The sequence below is a fragment of the Acidaminococcus hominis genome, from assembly GCF_022484025.1.
GTDB lineage: Bacteria > Bacillota > Negativicutes > Acidaminococcales > Acidaminococcaceae > Acidaminococcus > Acidaminococcus hominis.
This window is the reverse complement of record NZ_JAKVMG010000001.1, coordinates 2,610,222-2,629,964: the sequence shown is the minus strand read 5'-3', so window position 1 is coordinate 2,629,964 and position 19,743 is coordinate 2,610,222. Positions and strand designations below refer to the sequence as shown.

18 protein-coding genes are annotated in these 19,743 nt (G+C 54.5%); all 18 read right to left on the bottom strand.

Annotation, left to right across the window (positions count from 1 at the left end):
* Nucleotides 1-9: 9 nt before the first annotated feature.
* Complete coding sequence (locus tag LKE88_RS12015; protein WP_231086396.1) at nucleotides 10-1,395, bottom strand: hypothetical protein; 1,386 nt, start codon at nucleotides 1,393-1,395, stop codon at nucleotides 10-12.
* Between the two features lie 48 nt (nucleotides 1,396-1,443).
* A complete protein-coding gene (locus tag LKE88_RS12010) occupies nucleotides 1,444-2,370 on the bottom strand; it encodes a VirK/YbjX family protein (RefSeq protein WP_105327031.1) in 927 nt (308 codons plus the stop codon).
* Between the two features lie 59 nt (nucleotides 2,371-2,429).
* On the bottom strand, nucleotides 2,430-3,080 hold the full coding sequence (locus tag LKE88_RS12005) for a hypothetical protein (protein WP_105327030.1): 651 nt from the start codon (nucleotides 3,078-3,080) through the stop codon (nucleotides 2,430-2,432).
* A gap of 57 nt (nucleotides 3,081-3,137) precedes the next feature.
* The gene (locus tag LKE88_RS12000) at nucleotides 3,138-3,656 is read right to left on the bottom strand and encodes an SH3 domain-containing protein (RefSeq protein ID WP_105327029.1); all 519 of its coding nucleotides are present in this window, start codon (nucleotides 3,654-3,656) and stop codon (nucleotides 3,138-3,140) included.
* A gap of 74 nt (nucleotides 3,657-3,730) precedes the next feature.
* Nucleotides 3,731-5,314, bottom strand: coding sequence for an SH3 domain-containing protein (locus LKE88_RS11995; protein WP_105327028.1), 1,584 nt, complete (start codon nucleotides 5,312-5,314; stop codon nucleotides 3,731-3,733).
* Nucleotides 5,315-5,337: 23 nt separating this feature from the next.
* Entirely contained in the window at nucleotides 5,338-5,991 is a 654-nt protein-coding gene (locus LKE88_RS11990; protein WP_105327027.1) for a YigZ family protein, read from the bottom strand.
* Between the two features lie 145 nt (nucleotides 5,992-6,136).
* Nucleotides 6,137-7,417: a C40 family peptidase gene (locus tag LKE88_RS11985; protein ID WP_118287030.1), complete on the bottom strand. Its 1,281-nt coding sequence runs from the start codon at nucleotides 7,415-7,417 to the stop codon at nucleotides 6,137-6,139.
* A gap of 149 nt (nucleotides 7,418-7,566) precedes the next feature.
* The gene (locus LKE88_RS11980; protein WP_276803738.1) at nucleotides 7,567-8,775 is read right to left on the bottom strand and encodes a dicarboxylate/amino acid:cation symporter; all 1,209 of its coding nucleotides are present in this window, start codon (nucleotides 8,773-8,775) and stop codon (nucleotides 7,567-7,569) included.
* A gap of 193 nt (nucleotides 8,776-8,968) precedes the next feature.
* Nucleotides 8,969-10,243 carry an S-layer homology domain-containing protein gene (locus LKE88_RS11975; protein ID WP_105327024.1) on the bottom strand — a complete coding sequence of 425 codons (1,275 nt, stop codon included), beginning with the start codon at nucleotides 10,241-10,243 and terminating at the stop codon, nucleotides 8,969-8,971.
* A gap of 256 nt (nucleotides 10,244-10,499) precedes the next feature.
* A complete protein-coding gene (sufU, locus tag LKE88_RS11970) occupies nucleotides 10,500-10,943 on the bottom strand; it encodes a Fe-S cluster assembly sulfur transfer protein SufU (protein ID WP_105327023.1) in 444 nt (147 codons plus the stop codon).
* 12 nt (nucleotides 10,944-10,955) lie between these two features.
* Nucleotides 10,956-12,176: an aminotransferase class V-fold PLP-dependent enzyme gene (locus LKE88_RS11965; RefSeq protein ID WP_105327022.1), complete on the bottom strand. Its 1,221-nt coding sequence runs from the start codon at nucleotides 12,174-12,176 to the stop codon at nucleotides 10,956-10,958.
* Nucleotides 12,139-13,263 (bottom strand): SufB/SufD family protein, encoded by a 1,125-nt coding sequence (locus tag LKE88_RS11960; RefSeq protein ID WP_276803736.1) that lies wholly within the window; start codon nucleotides 13,261-13,263, stop codon nucleotides 12,139-12,141. The genes LKE88_RS11965 and LKE88_RS11960 overlap by 38 nt, the downstream gene beginning before the upstream one ends.
* A 13-nt stretch (nucleotides 13,264-13,276) precedes the next feature.
* A complete protein-coding gene (sufB, locus tag LKE88_RS11955) occupies nucleotides 13,277-14,716 on the bottom strand; it encodes a Fe-S cluster assembly protein SufB (protein WP_105327020.1) in 1,440 nt (479 codons plus the stop codon).
* A gap of 15 nt (nucleotides 14,717-14,731) precedes the next feature.
* Entirely contained in the window at nucleotides 14,732-15,469 is a 738-nt protein-coding gene (gene sufC / locus LKE88_RS11950) for a Fe-S cluster assembly ATPase SufC (RefSeq protein WP_105327019.1), read from the bottom strand.
* Between the two features lie 371 nt (nucleotides 15,470-15,840).
* Nucleotides 15,841-17,244 (bottom strand): GntP family permease, encoded by a 1,404-nt coding sequence (locus LKE88_RS11945; RefSeq protein ID WP_199614677.1) that lies wholly within the window; start codon nucleotides 17,242-17,244, stop codon nucleotides 15,841-15,843.
* A gap of 212 nt (nucleotides 17,245-17,456) precedes the next feature.
* Complete coding sequence (locus LKE88_RS11940; protein ID WP_105327018.1) at nucleotides 17,457-17,951, bottom strand: nitroreductase family protein; 495 nt, start codon at nucleotides 17,949-17,951, stop codon at nucleotides 17,457-17,459.
* 65 nt (nucleotides 17,952-18,016) lie between these two features.
* Nucleotides 18,017-18,370 carry a VOC family protein gene (locus LKE88_RS11935; RefSeq protein WP_105327017.1) on the bottom strand — a complete coding sequence of 118 codons (354 nt, stop codon included), beginning with the start codon at nucleotides 18,368-18,370 and terminating at the stop codon, nucleotides 18,017-18,019.
* Nucleotides 18,371-18,499: 129 nt separating this feature from the next.
* Entirely contained in the window at nucleotides 18,500-18,853 is a 354-nt protein-coding gene (locus tag LKE88_RS11930) for a VOC family protein (RefSeq protein ID WP_105327016.1), read from the bottom strand.
* Nucleotides 18,854-19,743: the final 890 nt, after the last annotated feature.

Here is a 19,743-nt window from a genome sequence, read left to right as displayed (position 1 = left end):
CAAAGTGCCTTACAGGGTTGCCGGGGTATAGGCACTGCCGTCGTCCGTGTCAGTGCCGGTTTGGCTGGCAGCTTCCTGCTTCCGGGCAGCAGCCAAAGCGGCTTCCGTTTCAGCGTCGGCCTTGTCGCCGGTGCCGCTGGTATTTACGGAACCGATTTGAACATCTTCCATGGGTTCATCCAGGGAAGCATCCTGGCTAGGAGCCGGAGTTTGAGCCGGAGTCTGGGCTGTTGCCGCAGTAGTGGTGCTGGCAGCCGGGGCCGTAGCAGCAGGCTGGGTTTCAGCAGCGGGTTCTGCAGCCGGTTCTGCGGCTGGTTCAGCGGCTGGTTCAGCAGCCGGTTCCGTTTGGGCTTCTGCCTTAGCAGCCGGCTGGGCAGCCGTACCCGGTTTTACCAGGGTGCTGGTAGCTTCCGGATTTTCCGCAGCGGTGGTCAGCTGCTGGCCACTGGCCGTATTGCCGGCCAAAATCACGCCATTAATGGTGGTGTCCTGTTCTACCTGGACGTAGGTATTGGAACCCGCAGGAATGGTCACGGAGGAACCCTTCACAAAAGCGCCGCCTACAATGCCCACCGGTCCAAAGAGGACCATGCCTCCAATAGAAGCACCGGCTGCACCGGCTGCGGTTTTGGCCTGCTGTTTGGCCAGATCACCGACCGTAACGGGAACGGCTTCCCCGTTAACGGCTACCACATGGGAGAAGTCCAGGTCAATCCGGGCATCCCGGCCAAAAATCCGGGGCTGCACCACTTTTTGGATTTTGCCCACACCTTTGGCGCCTTTGGGCAATACCAGGGCTTCGCCCACGTACACGTTGTCGTCCACCACAAAGTCCACAGCATCGCCGGCCTGGGCCGTTTTGCTGCTGATGTCGCTCATGAATTTCACTTTAATCAGGGAATCCTTGGGCAGTACCACAGGGCTGGAAGTCAGGCTTCCAGAGGGGAAAGCGGCCTTGGTCAGGCGGGCTACCCGGCTAAGCACCGTATCCTGGGGGTACTGGGTGCCAAAAATACTGGTTTCCAGATTGCCAATCCGGTTGATGGCACCTTCCGTGCCCATCCGGTCAGAGAACTGCCATTCAATGACGTTCAGTACGGCGGCCAGGGAAAGCTGCCCATTGTTGGGGTCCCCTTCCACCCGGTTGTACAGCCGGTCCACCCGGCTCATGACGGAACCGCTGGTTTCCTGACCGTACAGTTCCTTTTCCAATTTATCCACACGGGAAACCAAAGAGCCGGTTTGTTCCGCTCCGTCCATAAAGGTTTCCACTTGCTCCAGTTTGCCCGAGACGGTGTTCGCGGTCTCAAGATCTGCGGCCATAGCCGGGGCCAGGCAGGTCAGGCAAAGGAGTGCCGTTACAACAAGACTGATTACTTTTTTCAATCCAGACACCTCCGTGGGGTAATAGTACTTCTGCAATACACTTTATTTTACCATAAATCAGAGCTTTTCGATAGTCTGGGGCGCCAGCCAGGGCTTTAGCTGCTCCGCCATCGTCACTTCCATGGCGTCCAGCATTTCATAACGCCGCCGGTGGTTGGCCCGCTTGGAGGGCTTCAGCTCCGACAGATCCCGGCGCACTTCCTCCAGGGGAATCCGGTAGAACCGGCGATCGCCGCTGGGGCTGCCGCCGCACTCTGCCCAGAAGTCCCCAAAGTTGGTTTTCAGCTTCCGGTCCATGCGCACGTGGTTCATGGCGTAGTAGCCCTGGTTGGTCACGGCGTAGATTTCCTGGCAGTGCCACAGCTTGGCCAGGGTCCGCAGCCCATAGAAAATCAGGTTCTTGGTCCGGTAGCCAAAGTACTTCTTGGTCATGGCCTTGACCGCATCGTTGCCCAGGCTGGTGCCCTGAAGGGCCCCTACAAAGGCGCAGGTTTTGCCCCCAGCCGGGTCCGGTCCCAGCCAGAACATAATCTGGTAGAAATCCACCCCGCCCCAATGGAGCACCAGGGACAGGCAGCCTTCCTTCCGCTGGCCTGGGTGGAACAGCAGGTCCAGGGTCAGGGGTTCCTCCTGGAAGGTATCCTGCCACAGGGTAATTTTCCCGTGGTCGGTGTAGATTTTGGTCAACAGTTCCGGTTTGCCGATTTGCTGGAGGGCCAGGATATGGTGGCGGATGAGCGCCGCCCGTTCCGTAAACGTGGCCCCCTTATAGAAAAAGGCCCGGGTTGCCTGTTCCAGCAGACAGGGCATGCCGGCAAAGACTTTTTCCCGCACCGGGTCACTATGGAAGAAGTGCTGGAGCGCGGTAATTTCTCCGCTGTGCCCCAGGCAGCGTAGCAGGAAAACCCAGTAGCGCTTCCGCTCTTTCAGGTGAACACAGTTGTAGCAGGCATGGCCCACAGTTTTTAGTTCATTCCAATCCATTAAAACACCTTTCTTTCAGTAAAAAAGGGCGGCCATTGCTGACCGCCCCCTTGCTGCGCTTAGTTGTTTTTCAAGGCCTTTTTCAGTTCTCTCCGGCACAGTTTGCCGAATTCCTTGTGAGGCCAATCAGAACGCGGGCTGATGGCGCCGGATTCCATTTCCTGGGTGTAGGACCAATGGTCATCCTTGAACTTGCCTGTCTTGTTGTTCAGGGTAGCAAAACGGCCTTCGAAATCCAGGTCCGTTACCGGTTCCCGGCGGAAGGACTGTTCCGTTACGTCAAATTTGTCCACGGCCATGACGATAACCACATCGGCACCGCTGGCTTCAGCTACGGCCTGAAGGCCGGCTTTGGTGAACAGGTTGTCCTGCTGCTGCAGGGCGACTTTCCGTACCACATCGCTGTCTACCATGTCGTAGGCAGGATACTGGAACAGTTTGGCCAATTCGTTGCTGAATACAATGGGTTTCATGCCCTGGTTGTCTTCTACATCTTCACCGATCATCAAGGGTACCACGGCCAATTTCAGGGATTGAACCTTGGGGGTGGTATCTTCTGCTGCCTGGCCTTTGTCCGCCGTTTGTGCGGTATTTTCCGCAGCGGGTTTAGCCGGAGTAAAGGTAAATGTTGCCGCATCCGCTTTGCCTACCGGTAAGGACAGTACAAAACCGAAGCATACGGCAGCCAAAACTTGCCACAATTTTTTCATGTGATGGAACCTCCTAGTTGTGATTTCTCTTATTTTAGCATAACAAAAGGTGCTTGGCTAGATTTCTTCGCAATAGTCAGAGGCCACCCAGCCGATTTCGCCGTTGTCCCGTCTGACCTTGGTCCAGTTGATGCCGCCGCCTTCCTGGGCATCCAGGATGATGACCACTTCATCCTTTTCGAAATAATCCAGGACGTCCCCGTTTTCACTGGGGTCCCCTCTCATCCGCACTTCTGTGCCGGTAATCCGGCCTTTCCGGTCGGCAGCAAAGGTGGCAGAAGGTACGGTTCCGGTATCCGCAACCCGGCAGTATTCCCCGGCAACCCAGCCGGTAACGCCGTTTTTCCGGGTAACCTGGTACCATTTCCGGCCGCCCCGTACATCACTTTGCAGTACGGTCACCGCTTCGCCGTCTTCAAAATAGCCCAGAATATCCGTGTTGGTACCTGCGCCGCTGCGCATCCGGACTTCCGTGCCAATAATGGTTCCAGGAGCCGCTGCGTCCACCCGTTCCATGGGGAACGTGAGACCCAGGGCACAGCACAGGGCTGCCAAAATTCTTCCAACTTTATTCATGGTGGTCTCGTCACCTCTCTTTGGTTTATGGCTAGACTATATAGTCTGATTGTAACACAGCCAGCCCGCTTTGGCTAGTTTTGTTGACAGTACTGGGCCGCTACCCAGCCAATAGAGCCGTCAGAGCGTTTCACCTTGTACCACTTCATACCGTCTCCGTCGCCCACTTCCATAATGGTGACTTCTTCGCCCTTGGTATAGTAGCCCAAGATGTCTGCAGAAGTGCTGGCGCCGCCCCGGATCCGCACGTCGGTACCGGTAATCACGGCCTTGGTGGAAGCGCTGGAGCTGGCAGCAGAGCCCGTATTTCCGGCAGAAACCTCCGGAATCTGGGCCCCTTCCGCAGGCTGGCAGTATTCAGAAGCAATGTAGCCATTGGTGCCGTCGCCCCGGGCCACCTGGTACCAGGTTAGGCCGCTGCCCTGGGCTTTGCCCTTGATGTACACCACTTCACCCTTGGTGAAGTAGCCCAGTACGTTGGCGTCCAGGCTGGCGCCCTCCCGGAACCGTACATCGGTGCCGGTGACGTAGCCCTGGTTGCCGGTAAGTACCGGTGCCTGGAAAGCAGGTTCAGCCGGAGCCGCAGGAGCCGGTGCCGGAGCAGGAGCTGCGGGCTGAGCTGCGGGCTTAGCCGCAGGCGCCGGGGTCTGGGCAGCCGGAGCTGGTTTCACTTCATCCAGGGCCGGTGCGGCCTTTACTGCCGTTCTGGCTGCACCGGCAGCGGTCTTGGCCGTTTCCTTGGCAGTGGTCTTAGCCGCAGCCACCGTAGTCTTGGCGGCCGCTTTCTTTTCTGCTGCAGCTTTTTCCGCAGCCGTTTTCTTGGCCGCCGCTTCTTTGGCAGCCTTTTCCGCAGCTGCTTTTTCTGCTGCGGCCTTCTTGGCAGCTTCCTTAGCGGCTTTCTCTGCCGCTGCCTTTTCGGCTGCGGCCTTTTCTTCAGCCGCTTTCTTGGTTGCCGCCGTTTCAGCCGCAGCCTGGCTGGCCGTCTTTTCCACGGTCTTTTCCGTGGCGGCAGCTGCGGTAACCGGAGCCGTCACCGACGGAGTGCCCGCAGGATTATCCGGCAGGGCTGCCGACAGGTTCACTTCGATTTCCCCTTCGTTCTTATCCAGCACGGAACCGGCATGGTAGACCCCGATAATGCTCCCATCCTGGTCCACATAGTACGTATCCGGCAGGGTCTTCTGCTTGGCCGGGTCCACGTCGTACAGGTACTGGAGGCTGTTTTCGGAACGGTTGGCCAGCTGCTGCTGGTTGTAGTAATAGCTGAGCTGCCGCTGGGCCCCGGTTTTCCGGTCAAAGGTCATACCCTGGGTTTCTTCCACGCCCATGTTGGGGGTCATGACCACCGTCAGGCTGATCAGATCCGGGTCGGATTTGTGCACATCGTAATGCACCTTGCCCCCGCCCAGGGTAGAGGCCTCGCTGACGTAGGACGCTACCTGGCTGCTCAGGGCGCTGTTGATTTTTTCATCGGCGGCACTGCTGCCCCCGGAAACCTCCGGGCATTCCACCGTTACCTGTTTCTCCGTCCGGGTAATGGTTTTTACCGGCAGGGACGCGGCCCAAATAGGGGTCGTAAAGCCCAGCACGGCACAGCTCAGCAGTACTGCACAGGTTTTCTTGAAACTGATTGGTTTTCCTATTTTTCTCCGTGTCATAATTATCCTTCCATTTCACACTTCTACTCGGCTGGCTTCTGGTCCAGATCCACCGGCTGCTCTGCAAAAAAGCTGCCTGCCTGGGTCAGTTCCACTTCCCGGCTGAGATTTTCCGTCAGCCAGGCTTCGGCTTCCAGTTTTTGGTCTTCCGGCAGGGTCACATGAATGTGCACGCTGCTGTCATATTCCACTTGGCCCACCGCAAACAGGGTCTGCCGGTACAGCTGGTTCAGCACCCGCCCGGCATCTTCCATGGACCAGTCAAACACATAATCTCCCATGGGAATCCTTTGGGCCAGTCCGGCTTCGTCCACCGCCTGGACCACGGCCTTCCCGTAGGTGCGGGTCAGTCCCCCGGCTCCCAGCTTGATGCCCCCGAAATACCGGGTCACCACCGCCGCCACATCGTACAGCTCCCGGCGCCGCAGCACCTCCAGCATGGGCGAACCGGCGGTACCGCTGGGCTCTCCATCATCGCTGGACCGTTCCACCCGGCCGTCCTGGCCTACAATATAGGCAGAACAGTTATGGGAAGCGTCCCAGTATTGCTTTTTCATTTGTTTCACAAAGGCCTGGGCTTCCTCCTCGGTTTCCACCCGCTGCAAATGGCAGAAAAACCGGGATTTTTCCACCACCAGTTCGCTGGTGACCGGCTTTTGAATGATGTATTTCCCCATAAGCTTTCCTTTCAAAAACTTGCAATGTATTCTTATATTATACGATATTCCTGGGTGAAATTTCCAGTGGCGTATTGGTGACATTGTTTTGGACAGGAAAAAAGGGCAGCTCCCCCAGGAACTGCCCTCGTTTTTTCTATTGCTTTTACCGGACGGTAGCCATTTCCGTCATCTGGTTCACCAGCGGATTGCCGCTGCCGCCCAACAGGTCCACCTGGCTGACCACCACCTGCATCACCCGGTTTTTCACCACCCCGCTGGCGGTGGGCTGGCCGTAGGAAGCCAGGGAATGGATCATGTAGGGCGTTCCCTGATAATTCCCCAGCACCAGCATTACGTGGTAGGGGGTAAACAAAATGGAACCCGGCGCTGCGCTGCCGATGACGGCCATTTTCTGGTCGTGGCTCAGCCCCCGGAGATTTCTGCCGCCCAGGGCTCTGGCCTGTTCGTCCCCATTCCGGGGCAGTTCAATGCCCACGGTCCGGTACACGTCCTGGGCCAGGGAGGAGCAGTCCACGCTGTTTTCCATGCCGCCCCAGCCGTAGGGAGCCCCCAGATGTTTAAAGGCCATGGTCACAATATTGTTGGCCGTATAGGGCAGATACCCCTGATGGAGATTGGGGCCGTAGGACGCCTTTACCGGGTCAATCTGGAGATAGCCTTTGGCGTCCCGGGTGGGCAGCAGCAATTTGCCGCCCTGGGTGGGAATCACAGCCCCCATTTGGTACAGCTGGGGCTTGCTCCCCGCCGTCAGGCTCAGCAGCCGTCCCGTTACCACGGCAGGAGCCGCCGGCTGGGCGTAGGTCTGCCAGGTTTTGGCGTCCGTAACTGCCACCTTGTTGGTGGGCACCCAGCCCCGGTAGTGGGGGGTCCGGACAAAAATAAAGTTGCCCTGGGGATTGGTGTGGTAGATGCGCACCGGCGTAGCAGGGTCCACCGCCGTTTCCTGCCAGCTGTCAAAATGCCGGTCGGAAGGGTCGGAAAAAGCCCGACTCAGGGTGGGGAACGTTTTCAGGTCCACCCGGTCCACCAGCACCCCATACCGCACCTTGTTGCTGGGGCGGATATTGGCTTTGGCATCGCTTTTCAGCTTGCTGGCCGCAGCGCTGCCAAGAGGAGCTCCCTGGACGTACAGGTCGTCTTCCATGCCCAGGGCGTTCACGTATTGGGTCAGCTGGCTGCCGGAGATGGTATCCCCCAGGCCGGTAATGGTATCACCAAAAATGGTTTTCTCCATTTGCTGGTTCAGGGCCTTGATCCGGGCCGGGGAAGCTAGCACCGTATTGCCGCTTTGGGTGGTCCAGGCCGCAGGGGTACACAGGGCTGCCGGGGTGCCGGGCATGGAAGCCGCCAGGGCCACCTGGGCAGAAATACAAAGGGCGCCGGTGAAAACAGCCGCCCGGGAAAGCAGTTGGGAAAAATGCATGAATAAAACCTCCTTTTACAATCCTTTTTATTATACCCACTCCCCCGCCCTCCTGGCAAATAAACAGAAAGCAAAGCGGCGCAAAAAATGCGGGGCAGCCTGCGCCGTCCCGCATTCGTTCTGCTCTATTTCCAAAAGCCAGGCTTTCCTTAGAAATCTCCCAGCTCCCGTTTCCGTTCGCTGGCATCTACGCAGCAGGAAACCATAATGTCGCCGGTAATGTTCACCGTAGTCCGGGGCATATCCAGAATCCGGTCGATACCGGCAATCAGGGCCCTGCCTTCCAGGGGCAGCCCAATGGCCGTCAGGATCATGGTCAGCATAATGTAGCCGGCCCCGGGCACCCCTGCCGTCCCAATGGACGCCAAGGTCCCGGTGATGATAATGGTCACGTACTGGGCGGTGGTCAGCTCCACCCCGTAGATCTGGGCCACAAACAGGGCGCAGACCCCCTGGTAGATGGCCGTGCCGTCCATGTTGATGGTAGCCCCCAGCGGCAGTACGAAACTGGAGATTTCCGGATTTACTCCCAGATTCTCGGCGCACTGCATACTGACAGGCAGGGTCCCGTTGGAGGAGCAGCCCGTAAAGGCCACCAGCTGGGCCGGCAGAATGGTTCTAAAGAAGGTACCCAGGGGCAGTTTGGTCAGGAGCTTGATCAGGCCCCCGTACACCACTGCTGCGTGCAGGGCGCAGCCCAGGTACACCGCCACAATCACCTTGGCCAAAGGCAGCAGCACGTCCGGTCCGTTGGCCGCCACCACCGGGCAGATCAGCCCGAAAACACCAATAGGAGCCAGCTGCATGATGTAGTGGACAATCTTGTAGCAGACTTCCGTAATGCCGTCCAGGGTCTTTAAAAGGGTGTCCGCCCGCTCCCCTACGGAAACGATGCCGATGCCGGTAAATACCGACAGGACGATAATTTGCAGCATATTGGCCTTCAGCATGGCATCAATGGGGTTGGTGGGAAAAATATCGATGATGACCTTCATCAGGGGCGGTGCCTGTTTGGCAGCCGCTTTCACCCCTTCTCCCGGCAGGCTGAGCCCGGCCCCAGGCTGGAAAATAATCCCCAGCATAATGCCCAGGCAGATGGCAAAGGCCGTGGTACCCAGGTACATGATCACCGTCTTGGCCCCAATCCGGCCAATTTTCTTGATGTCCCCCAGCCCGGCCACGCCCAGCACCAGAGAGGAGAATACCAGGGGCACAATGATCATCTTGATCATGTTCATAAAGATGGCGCCCAAAGGCGCAATCCAGGTGGTGGCAAAGGGCAGTCCACTCTGCCCCAGTCCCAGGCCAGCCGCCACGCCCAAAATCAGGCCCGCCAAAATCTTTGTTGTAAGTCCCATACAAATCCACCCCTTTCCAACTGAATAATGATTGCTTTACTATATTTCTATTTTAGCAAGTTCTTTTGTAACAAACAAGAAATATGTTACAACCTTTTTAATTGTTGGAAAAACCCAGGAGAAAATATAAAAAACGAGACAATTCCCGAAGAAATTGTCTCGCGTTGCGGCAGGCTGTTCAAGCTGCCTAAAATTAGAAGGTAACCACCATTTGGGACCACAGGGTGCGGGCGTGTTTGCCGTTTTCGTCCCCGCCTTTGCCTTTCAGGTCGTAGTAGTCCACTTCGGCTACAAGGTTCTTGGCCAGGGTCACATTACCGCCCACTTTCCAGCCTTTGAATCCGTAGGTGGGGAAAGCGTCCCAAGCGCCGTCCATGGTATGGGCGATAACCGTAGGAGCTGCCTGGTCGTAGTAGGTTGCCAGCAGGCCCCAGCTGCCCGGGGTATCGCTTTCTGCCCCGCCGTAGGTGATGTGGGCTACAAAGCCGTCATCATCAGCGTTTGCCTTGTCAATATCGTCGTTATTGCCCTTCAGGTACATACCGCCGAAGTTGACCTTGCCAGCGGTGTAATCAGCGCCGACGGTCCAGATTTCGTCGTCGGTGCCGTCCATGCCCATGGAGTGCACGTCCTTGGCTTTCAGATAGCTGCCGACCAGGTGCAGGTTGCCCCAATCGCCACCCAGTTCGCCAAAGGCAAATTTGCCGGCGCCTTCTTCCAGGTTTTCATCTCCGTTCAGCTTGGTCCAGCTATAATCGCTGGCGCTGGCCATTTTGCCGTAAGCGCCGGTTACGTAGGCTTTGCCGAAGTTGTAGGTGGCTCTTACGCCATCCACTTGGGAATCGTAGATATTGCCGTCAGCCAGGAATTCATCGTAGCGGCCGGCTTTTACCTGCAAACCGCCCAAACGGCCTTCCAGGAAAGCTCTTTGGAAATCGGTGTCATCATCCCCGGATTCGTTTTTGCCACCGAAGTATTGATGATTTTCCAACATGGAAACATAATGCCAGTTGTCGTTGACTTCGCCGGTAAGCCAGATACGGGTACGCAGGTCGGATTCGGAGTTACCGCTGTCATCGCCTTTGAAAACAGCGCCGCTGTTGTTGGCATAGCTGATTTGGGCTTCCCCAGTAATCTGAACCATATCAGCATTCTTTTCCAGTTTAGCGACTCTAACTCCCAAATTATCCAGTTCATCAGCAAACTCGCTGACCAGTCTGTCGTCAGCGCCAATAGCGCCTTTGGCCAGAGCCTTGGCCACAATCTGGGCCATTTCATACCGGGTCATGGTGCGGTCGCCCTTGAAGCTGCCGTCGGGATAGCCATCCACAATACCGGCTGCCGCCAGTTTGGCTACAGCTCCGTAAGCCCAATGGCCTGCGGGAAGATCAGAAAAAGGATTGGCGGCAAAAGCCGTTGCGCTGACTCCCAGAGCCATGGCCAGAGCCATTACCAGTTGTTTGTTCATACTTGCTTCCTCCTTAGGACGCAGCAAAAGGTCCTTGGGCAAGAGTTTCCTTGTTTCCTCTGCGGGACTTTTCTGCGCTTTTTTAGATTAGCCTATACTAACTACTTTTGGCAATTCATTAGTATATATGAACTCGTGTGTAATTGCAACCCTTTTATGGCAAACTGGTGAATTTTTTTCATCAGTTACAAAAAAAGCACCCCTGCCCCATCTCGTACAGATGGAGCAGCGGCGCTGCAATACTGCTTGGAAACGCTTATTTGCCTTCTTCCAGGGCATCTTTCAGGGTATGCCAGGCCAGAACAGCGCATTTTACCCTGGCAGGCATATTGGAGATGTTCTTCAAAGAAATGGCATCTTCCAAATCCTCCAGCTTGTCGTCATCGGTTTCTTCCCGCTTGATCATGGCCAGGAACAGGTCAATCAGGCGCAGGGCTTCCTTGACGCTTTTGCCTTTGATCAGGTCGATCATCATGTCGGCAGAAGCCTGGCTGATGGCACAGCCATGGCCCGTGTAGGCGGCGTTCTTCACAATGCCGTTTTCAATGTCGGCCTGGAGGGTAATGTCATCGCCGCAGCTGGGGTTATGCCCATGTTCTTGCAGGGTATGGGGATTCAGTTCATGCTTATTGCTTTGGTTTTGGTTGTGTTCCAAGATAATATCGGAATACAACTGATTCATATCCAATTCGTTATCCATAGTTTCACCTACTCAGTCCTTGAAGCCCATCTGCTTGCGCACCAGCGGCAGTTTGGACAGGAAGTAATCTACTTCTTCAATGGTATTGTAAATGTAGAAGCTGACCCGGTTGGACGCTTCACAGTGCAGATGTGCCCCCAGGGGCTGTGCACAGTGGTGGCCGCTGCGAATGGCAATGCCGTAGCTGTCCAGAATGGTGGCTGCATCGTGGGGATGGACGCCATCGATGGTAAAGGCAATGACCCCTACCTTTTCTTCCGGATTGCTGCTGCCGATCAGATGGATGAAGGGCAGCTTTTTCATGCCTTCCAGGCAGTGCTTGGTCAGTTCGTATTCGTGCTGTTCAATGGCGTCAAAGCCGATGTCTTCCAGGTAGTCAATGGCTGCATGGAGGGCAACAGCCCCTTCCACATTTTCCGTGCCGGCTTCAAATTTGAAGGGCAGTTCGTTGAAGGTGGTGGTCTGTTCCTGCACGTATTCAATCATGTCGCCGCCGCTGAGGAAGGGTTCCATATCGTTCAGCAGCGCTTCTTTCCCGTACAGCACGCCGGTGCCGGCAGAGCCCAGCATCTTGTGGCCGGAGAAGACGTAGAAGTCGCAGTCCCATTTCTGCACGTCGGATTTCATATGGGGTGCAGCCTGGGCACCGTCCAGAACTACCACAGCACCTACGCTGTGGGCCTTTTGAATGACCTTTTCAATGGGGCGCTTCATGCCGAGAACGTTGCTGACGGCGGCAAAGGCCACGATTTTGGTCTTGTCGTCAATCTTGGCCAGATCTTCGTCAGTGAAATGGCCCTCGTCGTCCAGGTACATATATTCCAGCTTGGCGCCGGTTACCCGGCAGACTCTCTGCCAGGGCACCAGGTTGGAATGGTGTTCGGAAATGGGGAGTACAATCTTGTCCCCTGCCTTCAGGTGGGTTTCCCCGTAGCTCCGAGCCACCAGGTTCAGGGCCTCGGTAGAGTTCCGAACGAAGATCACTTCCCGGCTGGATTTGGCATTGATAAAGCGGCGCACCGCTTCCCGGGCGTTATCGTACAGCTCGGAGGCTTCAATGCTCAGCACGTGGGCGCCCCGGTGGGGATTGCCGTTGTGATGCTCCAGCAGGTCCACCATGGCGTGGATCACCTGATAGGGTTTTTGGGTGGTAGCAGCATTGTCCAGATAGACAAGCTGATGGCCATTATGCATTTTAGTCAAGATTGGGAAATCTTTGCGTACATTTATCATTGCAATTTCCTTTCTGGTGGCAGAACTGCATTTTGGTCCGTACAGCCTGGAGCGCCTTGTTTTCCAGATCTTCATCGCCCAGCTGGTCGATAACCGGCCGGATGTTGGATTCTACGATAATCAATTGGGCACCGGCTTCGTTAAAGCCGCGGCTCATGAGATAGAACAGCATGTCCTTATCCAATTGGCCGGAGCTGGAAGCATGGTTGCCAACCACATCGTCTTCCTTGCACAGCAGCAGCGGCACGGAAATGGAGTGCACGCCCTTGTTCAGCAGCAGGCAGACATCGGATTCGTTGCCCACAGCCTTTTTGCCGCCCCGGAGGAAGTCGATGGTTCCCCGGAAGTACTTCTTGGAAGTCCCCATCAGGGCACCGGTGGTCAGAATGTCCGTATTGGTCTTGCAGCCCTTGGTGGGTACCCAGTAGGAGTAGTCAAACAGCTGGTCGTCGCTGCCCAGGTACATGGAAGCACTGGTAAAATCGGCTTCATCATAGTCCAGGTTGCTGCGCACGTAGATCAGGTTCTGCTTGCCGCCCACTTCGGAGCTGACGAATTTCACTTTGGCCTGGGTGCTTTCCTGGCTCAGGCGCTGGTCAATATGCCGCACCCCTTCCCCATGGATCTGCACCTTGCTGATGGTCACCTTGGCATCTTCTTCTGCCTCAATGTATTGCAGCAGGTTCACGTAGCCGCCTTCAGCATCGCCGTCAAACAATTCGAAGACGTGCAGTTCGCTGCCCTTTTGGGCGTCGATTTTCAGCTGGCCTACCAGCCGGGGATTTTCTTCCGTCACTTCATAATGGAGCCAAACGGAAACTTTTTCACCAGCAGGAACGGTAATGGAGCAGTTCACATTGCCCCCTGCCAGTGCTTCAGCCAGGGACTCCTTGCTGGAACCTTGGTAATCTCCCAGGTCCGGCAATTGGTTTCCGGCGTACGCTTTTACTTCTGCCTTACCTTCCTGGCGGGTGGACAGTTCCACCGGCTTTAAGGCTGCAGCCGGTTCAGCGTCCAGTTCCAGGTGGTTCACCTTCATCCAGCGGAATGTGGGACGAGGGAGTTCGTTGAAATATTCTTTTTGCATGGTCTCCCCTCCCTTACATGGAACCCTTGAGTTCCAGATTGATCAAGTTGTTCATTTCCACAGCGTATTCCAGCGGCAGGGCCTTGGATACAGGTTCTACGAAGCCCCGTACCAGCATGGCTCTGGCTTCATCTTCGCTGAGGCCGCGGCTCATCAGGTAGAAGATGGCTTCATCGGAAATACGGCCGATCTTGGCTTCATGGCCCAGATCCACGTTATCGTTTTTGATGACGATGGCCGGAATGGTATCGGATTGGGAAATTTCATCCAACATCAGGGATTCACAGCTGACGTTGGACTTGGAGCCTTCGGCCTTCTCGTTGATGACCACAGAGCCCCGGTAGATACAAACCCCGCCGTCCTTGGAAATGGACTTGGAGTTGATGTTGCTGGTGGTATGGGGTGCATTGTGGACCACCTTGGACCCGGTATCCAGGTACTGCCCCTTGCCGGCAAAGGTTACACCGGTAAATTCGCAGTGGGCCCCTTCCCCGTTGAGGATGCTCATGGGGTACAGGCAGGAGGTATGGGAACCAAAGGAACCGGTGACCCAGTTGATGGTGCCGTTCTTGCCCACGATGCAGCGCTTGGTGTTCATGTTGTACATATTCTTGGACCAGTTCTCAATGGTGGAATAGGTCAGGGTGGCGTCGTCGCCTACGAACAGTTCCACTGCACCGGCGTGGAGGTTGGCCACGTTGTACTTAGGAGCGGAGCAGCCTTCGATGAAGTGCACCTTGGCGCCCTTTTCCACAATAATCATGGTATGTTCGAACTGGCCGGCCCCAGGAGCGTTCAGACGGAAGTAGCTCTGCAGGGGGATGGACACGTCCACCCCGGCCGGTACGTACACAAAGGAACCGCCGGACCAAACAGCCCCGTGCAGAGCTGCAAACTTGTGGTCCGTAGGAGGAATCAGCTTCATGAAATGGGCCCGTACAATATCTTCGTACTGTTTCAGTGCCGTATCAAAGTCGGTGTAGACCACGCCTTGCTTTACCAGTTCATCCTGGATGCTGTGGTACACCACTTCGGAGTCGTACTGGGCGCCAACCCCTGCCAGAGAGGTCTTTTCTGCTTCGGGAATACCCAGCCGGTCAAAGGTATCTTTGATTTCGTCCGGCACATCGTTCCAGCTGGCTTTCATCTGGGTATTGGGCCGTACGTAGGTAATGATGTTGCTCATGTCCAGGCCGCTGATATCCGGTCCCCAGATGGGGTACGGAATCTGGTTGTAGATTTCCAGGGATTTCAGCCGGAAGTCCAGCATCCACTTGGGTTCCTGTTTCTTCTCAGAAATCTCCCGGACGATGTCGGGGGTCAGGCCAGCATCGGTGCGGTAGGAGTAATCAAAATCATTTCTAAAGTTATACATATTGCCCAGGTCGTCCAAGGAGTTGATCACTTTTTCCTGATCCAACTTGGCTTCCTCGGCCTTCTTTTCTTCAGTCATAGTTTTCACCGCCCATTATTTCTTATAAGCGTCATAGCCGTTGGCTTCGATTTCCTGAATCAGGGAAGCGTCACCGGTCTTGACGATGCGGCCGTTGATCAGCACGTGCACCACATCCGGGTGGAGTTTTTGCAGGATTTCGCTATGGTGGGTGATGATCAGCAGGGAGTTGGTTTCATTGTGGTACTGGTTCACTGCCTTGGATACAATCCGGACAGCGTCCACGTCCAGGCCGGAGTCGATTTCGTCCAGCATGGTCAGTTTGGGTTCCAGCATGCACATTTGCAGAATTTCGTTCTTTTTCCGTTCGCCGCCGGAGAAGCCATCGTTCACATAGCGTTCCGCGTAGGAACGGTCCATGGCCAGTTCGTCCATTTCCTTGTGCAGCTTCTTTCTAAAGGGCATGATCCGCTGCTTTTCACCGCTGATGGTGCTTTTGGCATTACGGATAAAGTTTTCTACGGAAATCCCCTGTACGGAGATAGGAGCCTGGAAAGCCATGAAAATGCCAGCCTTGGCTCTTTCGTTTACCGGTTCATGGGTAATTTCCTTGCCTTCAAAATAGATATGACCATCGGTAACCACATATTTGGGGTTGCCCATGACAGTATTGAATAACGTTGATTTGCCGGCGCCGTTGGAGCCCATAATGACATGGGTTTCGCCGGTATTGATGACCAAATCCAGGCCTTTCAGGATTTCTTTTCCTTCAACAGCCACCTTCAATCCTTCCACGCGCAATAGTTCACTCATTTTAATCTCTCCTACCCACAGGCCCTTCAATGCTCTGTGTTTCTGAATTTATACCACTTTCCTATAAAACGTTCTGCCCGCCTAGACGGCCAGCCCCTAACCTTTGGCTGGTACGGAAGGCAAACGAACCAATCGGCTTTGGAGGTGACTTTCTACTGTAACCGAAAAATATTCACCTCATTGCATTTCCTATTATAATCGATTTGTCCTTCACTTACAAGATATCCTACTCCAGTTGGGGGAATTTTTTTTGTAAATTTTATAGCACTTTTGCCTAAGAAAAGAAATCTTCGTTTTTCTCCTGCTTTCCGGCACAAAAAAACAAGGCCGTGAATAGTCACAGCCTTGCCTGAAACGATTTGGGTGCTGCCTCAGCGCATAATCAGGTAAATGATGTATACGTTGATCATGGCAGCAATACCGGTCACCAGGGTGCCCATGGTTTGTGCCCGGTAGCCGTCTTCCACTTCCATGTCGCCAAAGTTGGTAACAACCCAGAAGTAGGAGTCGTTGGCGTGGGATACGGTCATGGCACCAGCGCCGATGGCAATTACCGTAATGGCAGCCAGGGTGGGAGTTGCCAGGCCCAGGGTTCCCATCAGCGGAGCCATAATGCCGGCGGTAGTGGTCAGAGCTACCGTGGAGGAGCCCTGTGCCGTCTTCAGGATGGCGGACAGAATGAAGGGGAAGAAAATGCCCAGGCTGGCCAGGGTGGTGGAATTCTGTTTAATAAAGTTCACCATGTCGGTGGAAGCAATGACCTTACCCAGTACGCCGCCGGCAGCGGTGATGAACAGGATGGGACCAACCACCTGCAAGGTTTCGTTGGTAATGTCATAGAAAGCCTGTTTCTTGTTTTCTACAGTACTTTGGAACAGCAGGATAATGCCCAGGATAACGCCTACGCTGATGGCGATGATGGGCGTACCCAGGAAGGTAACGATAGCAGGTTTGCTGCCTGCCATAGCCATGGCGGAAGAAATACCCATCAGGAGAATGGGCACTACAATGGGGGCGAAGCTCATGAAAGCGCTGGGCAGCTGGCCATAGCTCTTAATCAGTTCTTCGTAGCTTTGTTCCGCATCGGCGCCGCCTTCTTCGGTCATTTCCCGTTCTTCCTTGGTTTTTACCCGCTTGCCAATATAGTTGGAGTAGCAATAGGCAGCAATCATCGGCAGAATGGAAGCGCAGACGCCCATGATGATGATCAGCATCAGGTTGGGTTCCATGTTCATGCCGTCATAAATGGTGTTGGCTGCGGCAATGGGGCCCGGAGTAGGAGGAATGAAGCAGTGGGAAATGTACAGGCCCATGGACATGGCCACGGCGGTACCTACGCCGGAAGCATGGGTACGGCGTACCAGAGCCCGGCGGATGGGGTTCAGGATAACGAACCCGCTGTCGCAGAATACGGGGATGGAAACAATCCAGCCCATAATCAGCACGGCCAGGGAGGTATTGTTCTTACCCACCAGCTTGACCACGCAATCGGCCATCTTCAGGGCTGCGCCGGTCTTTTCCAGCAGGGAACCTACCAATGCACCCATGATGATAACAATACCGATGCTGGTGAACGTACCGGCGAACCCGGCGCTGACCACATCAGCGATACCCAGAACCTTACCTGTCTTTACCAAGGGAATTCCGCCTACCAGGCCGAAGATAACGGAAATGCCCAGGATTGCCAGGAACGGATGGATCTTGAATTTTGCAATGGCTGCGATCATAACGATAATAGCAATAACAAATGCGAAAATAAGAGGTAATCCAGTCACGTAAAACACGCTCCTTTTTTGTACGTTGATGAGAATCGGCCATTCTCATTGCGTGTAATAGTATACAATAATTCGGCAGAAATAGAAACAAAGAAAAATTCACACAATTTTTGCAATGGTCTTTTTCCAGTCCTGACGCCCCGGGCCTGCAATAACCCCCGGAAAACGCAGCAAAGACGCCTTCCCGCCAGGGGAAAGCGCCTTCTATAGGACTATTTCAATTCTCTGATCCAATCCGCATGGAACGGATGCACCGGCTGGGGCTGCTCCTTGGGATAGCCCACGGCCACCATGGCAAAAGGAGCTTCTTCCGGCGGCAGCTGGAGGATTTTAGCCACTGCTGCCATCCGCTCCGGGCGGGGGTACACCCCCAGCCAAACAGCGCCTAGCCCCTGCTGCACCGCGGCCAGCAGCAGATTCTCCACGGCAGCGCTGGTATCAACGGGAGCATACTCCGGCAGCTGGCAATCCTTGCGAAAAGCCGGCACCAGAATAACCGGAGCCTGGGCCGCAAACCCGGCAAAAGGGCTGGCTGCGGCCAAGCGCTCTTTCAGGTCCTGCCTGCGCACCACCGTAAAGCGCCAGGGCTGCTGATTGCAGGCAGACGGCGCGGCCATAGCAGCCCGGAGCAAAGCCGTTACCGCTTCTGCAGAAACAGGTTTAGCACTGTAACTTCTCACACTTCTGCGTTCCATAATCAAATCCATACCATTCCCACTCCTTATAGACGGCAAAAACGGTTTCCCCCGGAGAGAAACCGTTGCAAATTGACTTAATTGCAAATATGGATGGCAAAACCGGCAAAATCTTGTTTCAAATAAACAAAGTTGATTTTCCCGTTCTCATCCCGGCGCATGCCTTCTTCGTAGAATTCAATGCCCTTGGCAGACAAATCCGCCATAGCAGCTTCCACATCATCAGTAGAGAGACCAATATGACCCTTGGTCCCCCATTTGGGATATTTCATCACTTCGAAAGCATTGCCTACAAATACCCGCAGGTCATTATCCGCACCCTTTTCCATATTGAACAGCGCGCACAGCACCTTCACCAACTGATTGGCTTCTTCCGCATTCTCACAGTTGATGCCCACGTGTTTCAGGCGATAGGAAATCGTTTTACTCATAGAAACTCCTCCTCGTATATAAACCGCTTTAGAAAGTATGTTTGTATTATACCCTATGGAGGCCAGGGATACCATAGAATACATCGGAAGCAAAAAATGATTTTCCCAAACAGCCGTCCTGCACAAAAGTTATTCCGTCAAATGGAAAGAAAAACCGCCGATTTCCCCTTCCAGGTACACCACACTGATCTTTCCATCTGCCCGCCGCCGAATGCTGTCCTGGTCAAAGGTCACCCCTTTGTCCGCCAAATCCGCCATAGCAGCCTCCACGTCCTCTGTCTGAAGGGCAATGTGGCCATGAGCGCCCCGTCCCGGCTCCTTGAACACTTCAAAAACGCTGCCCACAAAGATACGGGAAGCATTTTCAGAGCCCTTATGCAGATTGAATAGGCAGCACAAGAGCGGTACCAACTTACGGGCTTCCGCTTCGTTGGCACAGTTAATGCCAATATGCTTCAAACGATAGGTAATGGGTGTAGTCATGGGTCATATCCTCTTTCCTTGCTTGTAAAGCAGGCGATTATACGAATTTACCGGCTTCCGGACCGCAAATGGTAGAAAATCACATACAACAGCCCAAGAAGTAGGAAAGCAGGTGCAGTTCCAAACGGGATGAGGAACCGTACCTGCCTTCCAAGAAGTGGGAGAATCTATAGGTTAACTCCCTAAAAGAGAAAACCATCAGCGTACAAAAGGAACCCTGCTGTCCAGGCAATCCCTGGGCAGCACAGCAAAGATGTGGAGAAAACTAAGAAAAATATACTAACACTATTAGGTTCCCTTGGTGTACTAATCATAGCAAGAAAATAAACGTTTTCCAATTATACGAAAGTATATATTTTTCCCTTCAGGCCGGAAAAAAGGGGAATTTTCAAAAAAAAAAATTGGATTTCTTCCCACTGCTAAGATGAACCAGTAAAGAAAAGGAAGTCGGTTAGAAAAAGTGGGTTTTATGAGTCCGATTCTAAGAAGTTGAAATGCAGTAAAACTTGTGAGATAATAGCCCCATCTGCGCCTTTGGAATCCATATGCTAGGCGCATCTTCCCCGTTTCAGCTGTTCCACAGCTGAAACGGAGAAGACAAGTGGGCGGAGAAGGCAGCGACCGGTGGCCGAAAAAACTGATAGAGTTACAAAACTTCCTCAGCCAGCCTATGGGCTGACAGCCCCTGCACGCTTGCAGGGGCCGGTCTGAGGCCTATACTGGTCATGTGCTAAACGGGGTTCTGAGAAAAGGATAATGGTAGGTCAATAAATTTCCACATCCAACCCCATCTAGAACTTGACCAGCAGCGGCATAGAACGCTTCCTGCAAACGTGTAGGAAGTGGCGCCGCAAGGCGACGATAGAAGTTCATTATTTCACACCCGCAGC

What these genes read in the sequence shown, in the direction of transcription:
- sufU (WP_105327023.1), bottom strand. Translation starts at nt 10,943, where the DNA reads ATGGATAACGAATTGGATATGAATCAGTTGTATTCCGATATTATCTTG.
- LKE88_RS11975 (WP_105327024.1), bottom strand. Translation starts at nt 10,243, where the DNA reads ATGAACAAACAACTGGTAATGGCTCTGGCCATGGCTCTGGGAGTCAGC.
- LKE88_RS12005 (WP_105327030.1), bottom strand. Translation starts at nt 3,080, where the DNA reads ATGAAAAAATTGTGGCAAGTTTTGGCTGCCGTATGCTTCGGTTTTGTA.
- LKE88_RS11965 (WP_105327022.1), bottom strand. Translation starts at nt 12,176, where the DNA reads ATGATAAATGTACGCAAAGATTTCCCAATCTTGACTAAAATGCATAAT.
- LKE88_RS11980 (WP_276803738.1), bottom strand. Translation starts at nt 8,775, where the DNA reads ATGGGACTTACAACAAAGATTTTGGCGGGCCTGATTTTGGGCGTGGCG.
- LKE88_RS11960 (WP_276803736.1), bottom strand. Translation starts at nt 13,263, where the DNA reads ATGCAAAAAGAATATTTCAACGAACTCCCTCGTCCCACATTCCGCTGG.
- sufB (WP_105327020.1), bottom strand. Translation starts at nt 14,716, where the DNA reads ATGACTGAAGAAAAGAAGGCCGAGGAAGCCAAGTTGGATCAGGAAAAA.
- sufC (WP_105327019.1), bottom strand. Translation starts at nt 15,469, where the DNA reads ATGAGTGAACTATTGCGCGTGGAAGGATTGAAGGTGGCTGTTGAAGGA.
- LKE88_RS11940 (WP_105327018.1), bottom strand. Translation starts at nt 17,951, where the DNA reads ATGGATTTGATTATGGAACGCAGAAGTGTGAGAAGTTACAGTGCTAAA.
- LKE88_RS11995 (WP_105327028.1), bottom strand. Translation starts at nt 5,314, where the DNA reads ATGACACGGAGAAAAATAGGAAAACCAATCAGTTTCAAGAAAACCTGT.
- LKE88_RS12000 (WP_105327029.1), bottom strand. Translation starts at nt 3,656, where the DNA reads ATGAATAAAGTTGGAAGAATTTTGGCAGCCCTGTGCTGTGCCCTGGGT.
- LKE88_RS11935 (WP_105327017.1), bottom strand. Translation starts at nt 18,370, where the DNA reads ATGAGTAAAACGATTTCCTATCGCCTGAAACACGTGGGCATCAACTGT.
- LKE88_RS11930 (WP_105327016.1), bottom strand. Translation starts at nt 18,853, where the DNA reads ATGACTACACCCATTACCTATCGTTTGAAGCATATTGGCATTAACTGT.
- LKE88_RS12010 (WP_105327031.1), bottom strand. Translation starts at nt 2,370, where the DNA reads ATGGATTGGAATGAACTAAAAACTGTGGGCCATGCCTGCTACAACTGT.
- LKE88_RS11990 (WP_105327027.1), bottom strand. Translation starts at nt 5,991, where the DNA reads ATGGGGAAATACATCATTCAAAAGCCGGTCACCAGCGAACTGGTGGTG.
- LKE88_RS11985 (WP_118287030.1), bottom strand. Translation starts at nt 7,417, where the DNA reads ATGCATTTTTCCCAACTGCTTTCCCGGGCGGCTGTTTTCACCGGCGCC.